Genomic DNA, 13,261 nt, shown 5'->3' on the forward strand with positions numbered 1-13,261 from the left:
TATTCTGTGGAGAAATATATGGTTCCTCAAAGTGAAGTTGTTATTCGTCAACATAACTTTCTGAAAGGTCGAATATTATTAGTCAATGCACCAACTGATGACTTAACTACTCAGCTCGATAAAAACATTCAGGCTTCAGTATGGACATGGAACTATAACGACTTTCTATTTTTCCAAAATCAAAATATTCCTGTTCATTTTGGGACGGATATCCCTGAAGCAGAATATGATCAAGTCATTATTTTTGTACCTAAAGCCAAAGAACTTTTGAATTACTTACTACATAGTGTGGTATTAAAACTCGGTCTTGGTGCATCAATTTTTCTTGTAGGTGAAAAGAAAGGTGGCGTTGAACGAGCAGCAAAACAACTCGTTCCATTTGGCAAATGTGTCAAACTTGATAGCGCTCGTCATTGTCAAATGTGGCAATTAATAATCGATAAGACTCCTACGCCTCGATCTTTAGAAAATTGGGCTCAACAATATACAATTCAAACACCGAATGGCGAATTACAGATTTATGCTTTACCTGGTGTATTTAGTCAAAATAAACTTGATATTGGTACAGCTGTATTTCTCCCCTACCTCAATCGAGTGAGTTCAGGTAAAATCGCTGACTTCGGTTGTGGTGCTGGCATTATCAGTGCATATTTAGCCAAATTGAATCCCAAAAATCGTATTTTTGCGCTTGATGTGGATGCTTTTGCGCTCGCCTCTACCCGCCTAACATTTGAAAAAAATAATTTGTCACCAGAACAGCTCGAAATTAAAGCTGTGACTGGCATTGATGATGCACCACTATTTTTACATGCCATCGTCAGTAACCCTCCTTTCCATCAGGGTATATACACTGATTACAATGCGAGTGAGAATCTTTGTAAGACATCACGGCGCCATCTAAAATCTGGTGGTGAACTTTGGATCGTGGCAAATCGTTTTTTAAACTATCCAACTCTCATTGAGCAAAATTTTGGTCAATGTGAAACTTTGACTGATCAACAAGGCTTTAAAGTACTGTTTGCAAGTACTCAAAAGAAATCATAAGGAACTTTCGATGAGCGAAACCGGTCAACTTAAGCGAAAGCTTGGAGCACGCCATCTTAATATGATCGCCATTGGTGGTTCTATCGGTACAGGACTATTCCTAGCTTCGGGTGCAACAATTGCCAATGCTGGCCCTGGTGGTGCATTACTTGCCTATTGTTTAATTGGCGTAATGATTTACTTCCTCATGACCAGCTTAGGCGAACTCGCAACACACAATCCAACGTCAGGTGCTTTCTTCACCTATGGCACCAAATATGTCGAGGGTGGATTTGGATTCGCGTTGGGCTGGAACTATTGGTACAACTGGGCGATAACCGTCGCATTTGAACTCGTTGCAGTTCAATTCATCATGAAATTTTGGTTTCCTGATATCCCAGGTTTCTATTGGAGTGCCATTTTCCTTGCGATCGTTTTTGGTATTAATGCCTTAACAGTCAAAGGCTTTGGTGAGTCTGAGTTCTTTTTCTCACTCATTAAGGTTCTTGCCATAATTGCATTTATCATCATTGGTATTTTCATGATTGCCAAAATCATGATGACACCAGATGTTGCAACTTTCGCAAATTGGTCGAAGGGTGAAGCGCCATTTGTAGGTGGTTTGTCAGCATTAATTGGTGTTGCGATGATCGCAGGATTCTCATTTCAGGGTACTGAAATGGTTGGTGTTGCCGCTGGTGAGTCGAAAGATCCGAAGAAAACCATTCCTATTGCGATTAAACAGATCTTCTGGCGTATTCTCTTATTCTATATCGTTTGTATTTTTATTATCGGTACATTGATTGCGTATGATGATCCTCGTCTAATGCAAGCTGCTTCAGATGAGAATATTGCATTATCACCTTTTACTTTACTCTATGAACAAGCAGGCTTTGCTTTTGCTGCAAGTGTCATGAATGCAGTCATTCTTACGGCTATCCTTTCTGCCGGAAATTCAGGAATGTACTCTTCCACACGAATGCTGTTTGATATGGCAAAAAATGGAAGTGCACCCAAAGTTTTCTCCAAACTTGATGGTCGCGGTGTACCAATGAATGCACTTTATGCTACGACAGCAATCGCAGCATTATGCTTCTTGACGACATTTATTGGTGAAGAGGAAGTATTTAATTGGCTTCTGAATATGTCTGGTATGTGTGGCTTTATCGTATGGCTTGGGATTGCAATCTCTCATTACCGATTCAGAAAAGGCTATTTGGCTCAAGGGTATAAGTTAGAAGATCTAGCATATCGTGCAAAGTTCTTCCCTTTTGCACCGTGGTTCGCCTTTATTCTTTGTGCAATCGTGGTATTAGGTCAAAATTATCAAGCTGTACTTGATGGTGAATGGATTGCTGTCATCTCCACTTATATTGGGATCTTTTTATTCTTAGCAATATGGCTAGTTTATAAGTTCAAGTACAAAACCAAGTTGATTCGATATCAAGATATGGATGTAAAACCAATTCAAGTCGAACAAGATTAATAAAAAACAGCTCAATTTGAGCTGTTTTTTTATTATTAGATTCTGATCTTATTGTATTTTTAAGGTTAAATTCACTCGACGATTTAATGCTCGACCCTCTTCTGTCGTGTTATCAGCGATTGGCTGATTTGGGCCATAGCCTTGAGTCGAAATTTGTTTAGGATCAACATTATATTGCATCACCAATTCATTACGGACAGCATTTGCTCGCTCAAGTGATACTTTTTGATTCGCTGCTATAGACCCTCGATTATCTGTATGCCCATCTACTTGAAGTATAAAACTTTTATTCTGCGCCAGAATTTTTGAAGCTGCTGTTAAATAAGGTTCATATCGGACATCGATTTGACGGGAATTGTGATTAAAATACAGCGGTAGACCTTGTTTTAATTCATTTAGTATCTTTTGATCCAAGTCTTGTACACTATTAGTTGATTGTATCTTTGTCGTTGCACAAGCTGTCAAAGTTAAAGTAATGCATAGGCTTGCTATTAAACTATATTTCATCTTTATTCTCATTGTGTTGTTGATTATATTTTGTGAAATATATCACATTTATAAAAAATGGGTAAAAAAAACAGCTCCGAAGAGCTGTCTTTTATAATCTATTAAAGATTATTGAGCTGCTGCTTCAGGTTGAGCAACTACTGTACGGCTACCAGAAATCGTAGCGAATACACGACGGTTCATCGCACGACCTTCTTTAGTTGCGTTGTCAGCAATTGGTTGATCCCAAGCGAAACCTTGAGTCGCTAAACGAGAAGCGTCAATGTTGTATTCGCTTACAAGAGCAGATTTCACAGAGTTAGCACGAGCTAAAGATAAACGTTCGTTCAACGCACGCGGACCAGTATTATCAGTGTGACCTTCAATACGAGCAGTTGCATTTGGATATTCGTTTAATTTTTCAGCTACTTTAGCAATTTCAGGCTTGTACTGATCTTTGATGTTAGACTTGTTCGTATCGAAGAATACGCGAAGTTCCATGTTAAGGTCTTCAGTCAACTCTTGTGGAGCTGGTTGAACTGGAGCTGGAGCTGGTTGAACTGGAGCAACTTCTACGACTTCAGCAGCTGGCTTCAAGTGACCACCTAAAACTACATTAAGACCAGCAAGTGCTGTATAGTTCCAGAAATCTTCGTCGATGTTATAAGTTGCACGAGCTTCTGTACGAACAGATAGTGCATCGTTTAAGCGCCAGAAAGCACCTACACCTGCATTACCTAAAGTACCTTCGTCATCTTTAAGATTTACACCATCGTATTCATATTTGTAGTGACCAGCACCTAAAAGAACGTATGGCTTAATTTTGCTGTCATAGTTCTTAGTGATTAAATCAGAAGTAACATAGAAGTTACCATTGATTTGAGTTTGCTTATACTCGCCAACATCATTACCAGTAATTGTGCCTTCGATATCACCTTTTACTTGGTTATATTCAGCTTCAAAACCCAACCATGGAGTAAGTTCAATACCTAACGCAGCACCAACGAATAAATCGTCTTGTAATTCGATAATGCTGTCAGATAAGTGATCAGCAGCACCGTTGTTGTGTTGAGTGTCTTGGAATGTGTAACCCACTAATAGTGGAGTAACAGTTACACCAGCATTAGCAGCAGCGAATGGAGCAGCAACAAGCATAGCAAGTGCGATACGACTCAATTTCATGGATATCCTCCAGAGATAACAATTGTTTTTCAAGCTCAGCCTAAAATAATTATGGCTTCCTGAGATAGGCTTTTTTATACCCCAGTATTTTTTTTAAGCTACTCATGTTGAATCATACAAACACTTAAAGTGAATTCCAAGTGTTTGATTACTTTAATCAAGTAAATTATTGACAAAATTACTTACAATTTCCGTTGTAATTCGGTAATTTTTTACTCAATTTTTCCGCATGAATAACTTATCTTTTCATTTTTGGTATATTAACAGCATTCAAAGGTGATAGTAATCATTTTTTAGCACTTCAGCTTATAATATAACTTCACCAAGATTATCTATAAATTCAAATAATTAACAAATACTAGAAGCTTTAAAATGTATTCCTATTGTAAATCTCTTGCTTTTACCCTTTTAGAACTCATTTTCACGATCGTTATTCTTAGTATTCTTGTAATGATAGCACTCCCTCATTATCATGAATTTCGTGAAAATCAAGAAAGGGCGCAAATTCTTAGCACGGTACGGCAGGCCATTAGCCAAGCTAAAGCCAATGCTGTAAGTTACCGAAGCCCTGTGATGATCTGTGCTTCTCAAGATTTAAAATCGTGTACGAACAGTCAATGGCATAAAGGGTTTATCATCTTTCTAGATCAGAATCGCAATCAACAATTCGATCCTCACGAAAAGCTTATTCAAGCAACTTCGACAGATTACCAATATGGTGATTTCAGTTGGAAAGGTGGTGTTACCAGCAAGAATACGATCACCTTCCAACCAGACTCTGGTTTACCACGTGGATCAATGGGACATTTCAAATACTGTGCATATTCAAATAAATCAAATCTAATCGTTAGACTTTCAATGATGGGACAGACTCGTCTTGAAGAAACTAAGACATGTGAATGACAACTTATTAGTCACATTTTACACACTATAGCCAATATTAATTGGCTTGATATTACATATACTCAAGCTGTAAAACAAAGCTAAGTAAATTGGAGAGAATAATGACTGATATCGTCATCCTTAATGGTGCACGTACAGCAATGGGCGGCTTTCAGGGAAGTTTATCAAGTGTGACTGCACCAGAACTGGGTGCAGTGACCATTACAGAGGCTATCTCACGCTCAGGCTTGCAACCAGCAGACATTGAAGAAGTCATTATGGGTTGCGTTTTGCCTGCAGGTTTAAAACAAGGCCCTGCTCGCCAAGCCATGCGCAAAGCTGGACTACCTGACTCGACAGGTGCAGTGACAATCAATAAATTATGTGGGTCAGGCATGAAAGCTGTGATGCAAGCAGCTGATATGATTAAAGCTGGTTCAGCAAATTTTGTGGTTGCAGGCGGTATGGAGTCTATGACCAACGCTCCTTACATCTTACCTAAAGCACGTGGTGGTTACCGCATGGGTCATGGTGAAATCAAAGATCATATGTTCTTCGATGGTTTAGAAGATGCTGAAACGGGTCGTTTGATGGGCTCATTTGCTCAAGATATGGCCAACACTAAGGGCTATACGCGTGAGCAAATGGATGACTTTGCAATACGTTCATTAAGACGCGCTCAAACTGCGATTACTGAAGGTTACTTCAATGATGAAATCGTCCCTGTTACTGTGTCAGCTCGTAAAGGAGATGTCATTGTAGATAAAGATGAGCAACCTTTTAACGCAAACATCGATAAAATCCCAACTCTACGTCCTGCTTTTGCTAAAGATGGTACGATCACTGCTGCCAATGCCAGTTCGATTTCTGATGGTGCTTCAGCCTTGGTTATCAGCTCATCTGAGCAAGCACATGCAAAGGGTTTAAATCCTTTAGCCAAAATTGTGGCATATGCTTCTAATTCACAACATCCGTCTGAATTTACGATTGCACCAGTCGGTGCAATCCAAAAGGTTCTCGATAAAACAGGTTGGGATGTCGCAGAAGTCGACCTTTGGGAAATCAACGAAGCTTTTGCAATGGTCACGATGTGTCCTATTGATGAGTTCAAACTCGACCCTGAAAAAGTAAATATCAACGGCGGAGCATGTGCTTTAGGACATCCAGTAGGATCTACAGGTTCACGGATTATTTTAACGTTAATCCATGCACTTAAACGCACAGGTGGTAAACGTGGTATTGCTGCGCTTTGTATCGGTGGTGGCGAAGCAACTGCAGTGGCGATTGAGTTAATCTAAAGCTTCTAAAGCCCCTCCTCTACAAAAAGAAGGGAAATAAAAAAGCCTCTGCTTAGCTAGAGGCTTTTTTATAATCTCAATTCAAAGCATAACTTTGAATTATTAGACTTAAAGAATTTCTTTACGTAGTTGCTCTGGAGATTTCATTGACAATAAGCCTGGTGCAACGTCAAATGCAGTTTTCGCGCCATATTGACCCATTTGATTCATGCGGTAGCATGCACGTGCATAAGCCACAAGTACACTTGCAGTAAACTCAGGATTGCTATCTAATTTCAACGAAAACTCCATTACTTGAGTCTGCTCTGCACTACTATTACCACTGCGAATGACAAATCCACCATGGGGCATACGATTATGCTCGTTACGAAGCGTTTCTTCATCAATGAAGTTCACAGTCGTGTTGTACTCTGCAAAATAGTCTGGCATGGTCACAATCGCCTGCTTTACGGCTTCAGCGTCAGCACCATTTTCAAGCACAACATAACATTCACGAGTATGCTTTTCTTTAGTGGTTAATACAGGACGTGAACCACTACGAACTTTATCAATCGCATCTTGTGATGGAATAGTATATTGAACACCTGCTTTAACACCCGCCACACGGCGAATCGCATCTGAGTGACCTTGACTCAAACCCTTACCCCAGAAAGTATAGGTTTCACCATCTGGTAATAATGCCTCACCAAATAGACGATTAATTGAGAACATGCCTGGATCCCATCCAATCGAAATCATTGCCGTTTTTTTGTTAGCAAGTGCAGGCTCATTCACTGCTTCAAAAAACTCAGGAATACGTGCATGCGTATCAAAACTATCTACTGTGTTGAATTTACTTGCCAATTCTGGTGTTTGTTTTGGAAGATCATCTTTAGATCCACCACATAAGATCAACACATCAATTTTGTCTTGAAGGTCATTTAAGTCATCCATATGAAAAACTTTCGTGTCACTAAAGCAAGGAGACACTGATTCAGGTGCACGGCGTGTAAAAATTCCCACAAGCTCTAAATCTGGGTTCTTTTGAATTGACGTTTCAACGCCACGACCGAGGTTGCCATAACCAACAATACCAATACGAATCAAATTTTGCATAACAACTGCTTCACTATTTAAATGATGGCAAGATCACTAGACTGAGTACTAAACATATACCGCAAAACAGTCTGATTGAATGGAGAAAAACCCGCACCAAAAATGATCAAATGAATACTAACATACTACAATAAACTGCACTTTTTTGGAGCAAATTTATCATTTAAATCAGTGTTAATCGATCAATTGAATCATATAAAAAACCGCTGCACTAAAGGCTTTGTCGCTATATATTTCTGAATGAATTAAAAAATTCTGCTCTAAATAGACTTATGATTAAACTTTGACCTTCTATGTGTCATTTTGAATAGCGCTTAGGCTGAACTATGAATACCGAAATCTTGTTTCCATCAAATAAAAAAACTGAACCTAAGTTCAGTTTTTTTATCACTTAATAAAATTAAGCACCCGTTTGATAATTTGGTTTTGGTACAGCGGTGGACGCTTGGTAAGGTTGAGTAAAGTCGTTTAAACCTGCTGCTGCTTCTGCAATATCTTTACCTTCTTTAATCACGAAAGTATCGAAACCTGCACGCTTCATGTAGTTCAACACGTCTTTGAATACATCACCTGTTGCACGAAGTTCGCCTTGGAAGCCTTGGCGACGTAACAATGCGGCAAATGAATACCCACGACCATCATTAAAACCTGCAAACTCAATAAAAATTGCATCAAGCTGATCAAGTGGGAATTCATTGTTTTCAGGTGAGGCATCTACGGTTAGGTAAAGTGCTTTTTTACCTGAAACATTGGCAAGCTGGTCTAACTGCTCCACCGTTAAAACCACATCACCTTGTGGCAATACGCCATCTTCACCAATCAGTTGATAAGTATTGTCTGCAATCGTGCCATCCTTAGAGAGCACTTGTAGTGCGGTATTAAGCATATGCACGCTCCTTAAATGGTTGAATGCCGACACGGCGATAAGTATCAATGAACTCTTCACCTTCTTGACGTAAATCAAGATAAGTGTTCAAAATTTCTTCCACCACATCTGGTACTTTTTCAGCAGCAAATGATGGTCCTAAGATGTCACCGATTGAGGCATCATGGTCTGCATTACCACCCAATGTAATTTGGTAGAATTCTGCGCCTTTCTTGTCGACACCTAAAATACCAATATTACCCACATGGTGATGACCACAGGCATTCATACAACCTGAGATGTTCAAGTCTAATTTACCTAAGTTGTAAATCGTATCTAAATCATCAAAACGGCGTGAAATCGCTTCAGAAATCGGAATAGATTTCGCATTTGCCAACGAACAGAAATCACCACCTGGACAGCAGATAATGTCAGTTAAGAAACCAATGTGCGCGCGAGCCAAGTTATTCTTTTCAAGAATCGTCCAAAGCTCAAATAAATCTTTTTGCGGTACATCGACAAGGGCAATGTTTTGCTCATGCGTGGTACGCAATTCACCAAAAGTGTACTTATCCGCAAGATCAGCAATCAAGTTCATTTCTTCAGTGGTCACGTCACCCGGTGCAACGCCTGCACGTTTCAATGAAATTGTTACGATGCGGTAACCTTTCACTTTGTGTGCATTGGTATTGATGTTAAACCATTGTTTGAATTTCGGATGTGCAGCAAACAGTGCTGAGAAGTCTTCATCTGCATAATCTTGGTACGCAAATGGTGTGAAGTTCTGGTCCATTTTCGCCAGAGTATCTGCATCAACTTTTAAAGTTTTAATCGTATGTTCAAATTCAGCTTCAACTTTTTCAGCAAAAACTTCAGGTGTTAAAGCTTTTACCAAGATTTTGATACGAGCTTTATATTTGTTATCACGACGACCGTGTAAGTTATACACACGAAGTACTGCTTCTAAGTAAGCAATAAGGTCTTCACGTGGCAACCACTCTTTGATCACAGCACCAATGATCGGTGTACGACCTAAACCACCGCCAACCATGATTTTATAGCCCATTTCACCCGCCTCATTGCGAACGATATACACTCCGATATCATGAAATGCTGTTGCAGCACGGTCGATTTCAGCAAGTGCAGAAACTGCGATCTTGAACTTACGTGGCAAGAATGCAAATTCCGGATGGAAAGTTGACCACTGACGAATCAATTCGCATGTCGGTCTTGGATCTTCAATTTCACCAGCAACGACACCTGCATATTGGTCTGTTGTTGTATTACGAATACAGTTACCAGATGTTTGAATCGCATGCATTTGAACTGATGCCAACTCTTGCAACATGTCTGGCACATTTTCTAATGCTGGCCAGTTAAATTGAAAGTTTTGACGAGTAGAAACGTGTGCATAACCACGGTCATACGCTTTAGCGAGTTCAGCAATTTTACGAAGCTGTTTAGAGTTCATCAAACCATAAGGTACAGCGACGCGAAGCATCGGCGCATAACGCTGAACATATAATCCATTTTGTAAACGTAATGGACGATATTCATCTTCAGTAAGCTTTCCAGCTAAATAACGTTCCGTTTGATCACGGAATTGTGCAACACGTTCATTGATCAGTTGCTGATCGAAATCAGTATATAAATACATGGCGTACAGCTAGTAGTTTAATTTTAACGAAGCACAGCATAGCTTTTATTCATCTATCAATAAAATGCGTTTTTTACATATTTAATAGCGGTTTTATTGATATGTAATCACTCGAATCACTGATATATAGACAAGCTCTGGATTCCAGCACTTATTCCACATAAAGATTTTATTTAGCTATTCTTAGCACATAAATTCATATAGATAGTAAATTTGTTCTTTATTAAAAATTATCCGATCGTGATGTATGTATTTTCCCAGTACCCTTCTTTAAATTGACCCTCAATCAATTGCACATAACGACCATGCACATGATCAATGGCAATACAATCATCAACGTCCAAAACCCGATCTGTATGCTGTTTTTGCCAATCTTTTCCAAAGAATGATTTTCCACGCTCTTTAGCTGATGCACTATTTAAAGCGGGTACTAATACATAACGATGTAACTCTCCGAACTCATTAACGTGGTACCCACCTAAATTAATCAACCAGAGTTTCATTTCGTTTTCATTAGGAGCTGCATCTGTAAAATTGATTTGGAATTGCTGCTCATTATACTCCACTCCATTTACCTTCGCCCAAGCATCAATATGTAAGCCTTTCTGCTCACCAAACCAAGCATTTTTGAGTTGAGGATAGACTTCTTCCAGTGATTCCCCAACAGCCAAGACCACATCATGCACTTCAGTATTGGCATGTGCATGACGACCACCGAGCATTACAAGAAATAGGCTTGGCATGGTTGATTTCCTTTGGCTTTGACAAGACCATTAATCATACCTGAATTTGGATTTGCCACTACTGAAAAGAATGGATTGGCTGTGTTACTGATTTTTATACAGGGTTTAAAGATTAACCTGACTAATTCAACGATATTGGATACGTGGTGTCGACATGGATGCCCCCGTTGAGCAGTATTACAAGAATGTAATATCTGCTCAACAGAAAGCCTTCGGTTACTTTGGGCTTTTCCAAAGTAACGTAAAAGTAAGTCCACGAAATACGTCTTCAAACCTGAATCTCAAATAGATTCACCCTCCAAAATGCCTTACTTTTTTCGGTAAAAGTAACAAAACCATTTTGTATTTCTGATGATACTTCCATGTATCACAGAAATACAGGCTACGTCCATGTCGCCGATCCAAAAATCAAATTTTAGGAAAATGTTTTAGCTTTTCTAGAGCGCATAAAAAAAATCGCATCCAATGGCTTAAATGCGATTTTCTAAATAGCACCTCTCCCCTTACGAAGCAGTACTTCTCATTCCAAAGGGAGAGACTTAAAGGGTGAATTACATTTCTACCATTTCCACGCCATCAATGCGTGCAACTGTCATTAAGTCTTTATCACCACGACCTGAAACCGTCGCAATAATAATTTGATCTTTAGACATCGTTGGAGCCAACTTAGTCACATATGCCATCGCATGCGAACTTTCAAGTGCAGGAATAATACCTTCAATTTTAGTTAAGTCGCGGAAGCCTTGTAATGCTTCATTGTCATTAATTGGAACATACTCAACACGCTTCATATCTTTTAAGAAGCTATGCTCTGGGCCTACACCAGGATAATCCAAACCTGCTGAAATTGAGTGTGTTTCAATAATCTGACCTTGTGCATCCGACATAAGATAAGTACGGTTACCATGCAGCACACCAACATGACCAGCATTTAATGGAGCAGAGTGTTTACCAGTTTCAATACCGTAACCAGCAGCTTCGACACCGTACATTTTCACATCTTGATCATTCAGGAATGGATAGAACAAGCCCATCGCATTTGAACCACCGCCGACACAAGCAACCAGTGCATCTGGTAGACGACCTGCTTGCTCTTGAATTTGACGGCGAGCTTCACGACCAATGATCGATTGGAAATCACGTACCAATTGAGGATATGGATGTGGACCTGCAACTGTACCAATCACGTAATAAGTAGAATCGACATTTGTTACCCAATCACGCATGGCTTCGTTCATGGCATCTTTTAATGTTTTAGAACCACTTTCGACAGGAACAACAGTCGCGCCCAATAAACGCATACGATATACATTCATCGCTTGGCGTTTCACATCATCTGCACCCATGTATACAACACATTCAAGCCCTAAACGCGCTGCGATGGTCGCTGTTGCCACACCATGTTGACCTGCACCAGTCTCAGCAATAATACGTTTTTTGCCTGATAACTTTGCCAGCAAAGCCTGACCAATCGTGTTATTTACTTTATGGGAGCCAGTATGGTTCAAGTCTTCTCGTTTTAGATAGATTTGTGCACCACCCAACTCCTTTGACCATCGCTCAGCATAATAAAGCGGACTTGGACGACCTACATAAAAAGCGAGGTCACGGTCGAATTCTGCCAAAAACTGTTCGTCATTTTTCATTCGGAAATACAGTTGCTCTAGATCTTCTAGTGCAGCCATTAGAGTTTCTGACACAAAACGTCCGCCATGGATACCGAAATGCCCTTTTGCATCAGGGTATTGGGTATAGTCAATCACTTGATCTTGTTGATTAACGGTTTGCTGATCCACGATGGACTCCTTGCATAAAGCGTTCTACGAGTTGTTGGTCTTTTATACCTTTTGCGGACTCTACACCGCCGCTCACATCCACAGCATATGCTTGTGTTGTAAGAATTGCTTGCTCGATATTGTCAGGGTTTAGTCCTCCTGCCAAGATCAATGGAATATTTAATTTTGGAAATGTTGTCCAATCAAAGCTGTGGCCTGTTCCGCCCTTTAAATCTGGATGCCATGCATCCAACAACACAGCACTCGCACCAAACTTTTGATATTTATTGATTTCTTCAACGATATCTAGTTCTGGTTTTACTTGAATTGCTTTATACCAGCGGCGACCCACTGCTTGAGCAATTTGTTTGCACTGTTCTGGACTTTCATCGCCATGAAACTGCAAAATATCTAAAGGGACTTTTTTAAGTATGTTTTGGATCTCTTCGGCTGAACTATTAACAAATAATCCAACTGATTGCACATAAGCAGGAATCGCTTGAACCAACAGTGATGCTTGCTCAACATCTACGTGTCTTGGACTTGGTGGAAAAAACACAAATCCTATGGCATCCGCACCAGCTTGCACAACAGCTTGGACATCTTCTAATCGGGTAATTCCGCATATTTTTGCACGAGTTCGCATCTATTCTAGCTCTAATCCACCCTCATCATAGCCGATCTATCATTTTTGGGCGCTTCATTGTAAAGCAATTTTTTCATCTTGCGTAAAGTTCACTCAGAATATTCGGTGTGAAGATTGTTTAAA

12 protein-coding genes are annotated in these 13,261 nt (G+C 39.8%); 4 read left to right on the forward strand and 8 right to left on the reverse strand.

What is annotated here, in order from left to right; translation table 11 throughout:
• Window positions 1-18: 18 nt before the first annotated feature.
• A complete protein-coding gene (locus AC1M83_RS09720; protein WP_481590540.1) occupies window positions 19-1,044 on the forward strand; it encodes a methyltransferase in 1,026 nt (341 codons plus the stop codon).
• Window positions 1,045-1,054: 10 nt separating this feature from the next.
• The gene (locus tag AC1M83_RS09725) at window positions 1,055-2,509 is read left to right on the forward strand and encodes an amino acid permease (RefSeq protein WP_481590541.1); all 1,455 of its coding nucleotides are present in this window, start codon (window positions 1,055-1,057) and stop codon (window positions 2,507-2,509) included.
• Window positions 2,510-2,557: 48 nt separating this feature from the next.
• Here AC1M83_RS09725 and AC1M83_RS09730 read toward each other — a convergent pair whose 3' ends face one another.
• Both AC1M83_RS09730 and omp38 read right to left on the reverse strand, forming a co-directional pair.
• Entirely contained in the window at window positions 2,558-3,016 is a 459-nt protein-coding gene (locus tag AC1M83_RS09730; RefSeq protein ID WP_481590542.1) for an OmpA family protein, read from the reverse strand.
• A 108-nt stretch (window positions 3,017-3,124) separates the two neighbouring features.
• Window positions 3,125-4,177: an outer membrane protein Omp38 gene (gene omp38, locus AC1M83_RS09735; RefSeq protein WP_481590543.1), complete on the reverse strand. Its 1,053-nt coding sequence runs from the start codon at window positions 4,175-4,177 to the stop codon at window positions 3,125-3,127.
• A 450-nt stretch (window positions 4,178-4,627) separates the two neighbouring features.
• On the opposite strand from omp38, the gene AC1M83_RS09740 reads away from it, so the two are divergent.
• Entirely contained in the window at window positions 4,628-5,080 is a 453-nt protein-coding gene (locus tag AC1M83_RS09740; RefSeq protein ID WP_481590544.1) for a GspH/FimT family protein, read from the forward strand.
• Between the two features lie 101 nt (window positions 5,081-5,181).
• Window positions 5,182-6,357, forward strand: coding sequence for a thiolase family protein (locus AC1M83_RS09745; protein ID WP_481590545.1), 1,176 nt, complete (start codon window positions 5,182-5,184; stop codon window positions 6,355-6,357).
• A 108-nt stretch (window positions 6,358-6,465) separates the two neighbouring features.
• On the opposite strand, the gene AC1M83_RS09750 is transcribed toward AC1M83_RS09745, so the two are convergent.
• From AC1M83_RS09750 to AC1M83_RS09775, 6 genes are all read right to left on the reverse strand, one after another.
• Window positions 6,466-7,452, reverse strand: a complete 987-nt coding sequence (locus tag AC1M83_RS09750) for a diaminopimelate dehydrogenase (RefSeq protein ID WP_092767536.1) — start codon at window positions 7,450-7,452, stop codon at window positions 6,466-6,468.
• Between the two features lie 400 nt (window positions 7,453-7,852).
• On the reverse strand, window positions 7,853-8,338 hold the full coding sequence (locus AC1M83_RS09755; protein WP_481587188.1) for a DUF934 domain-containing protein: 486 nt from the start codon (window positions 8,336-8,338) through the stop codon (window positions 7,853-7,855).
• Window positions 8,331-9,974: a nitrite/sulfite reductase gene (locus AC1M83_RS09760; protein ID WP_481590546.1), complete on the reverse strand. Its 1,644-nt coding sequence runs from the start codon at window positions 9,972-9,974 to the stop codon at window positions 8,331-8,333. The genes AC1M83_RS09755 and AC1M83_RS09760 overlap by 8 nt, the downstream gene beginning before the upstream one ends.
• A gap of 230 nt (window positions 9,975-10,204) precedes the next feature.
• Window positions 10,205-10,717 (reverse strand): DUF1543 domain-containing protein, encoded by a 513-nt coding sequence (locus AC1M83_RS09765; RefSeq protein ID WP_481590547.1) that lies wholly within the window; start codon window positions 10,715-10,717, stop codon window positions 10,205-10,207.
• Between the two features lie 551 nt (window positions 10,718-11,268).
• Window positions 11,269-12,513, reverse strand: coding sequence for a tryptophan synthase subunit beta (trpB, locus tag AC1M83_RS09770; RefSeq protein WP_035265544.1), 1,245 nt, complete (start codon window positions 12,511-12,513; stop codon window positions 11,269-11,271).
• Window positions 12,494-13,138: a phosphoribosylanthranilate isomerase gene (locus AC1M83_RS09775; RefSeq protein WP_035265546.1), complete on the reverse strand. Its 645-nt coding sequence runs from the start codon at window positions 13,136-13,138 to the stop codon at window positions 12,494-12,496. Before AC1M83_RS09775 ends, trpB begins: the two co-directional genes overlap by 20 nt.
• Between the last annotated feature and the right edge of the window lie 123 nt (window positions 13,139-13,261).

Source organism: Acinetobacter sp. 25-47-130 (genome assembly GCF_056779705.1).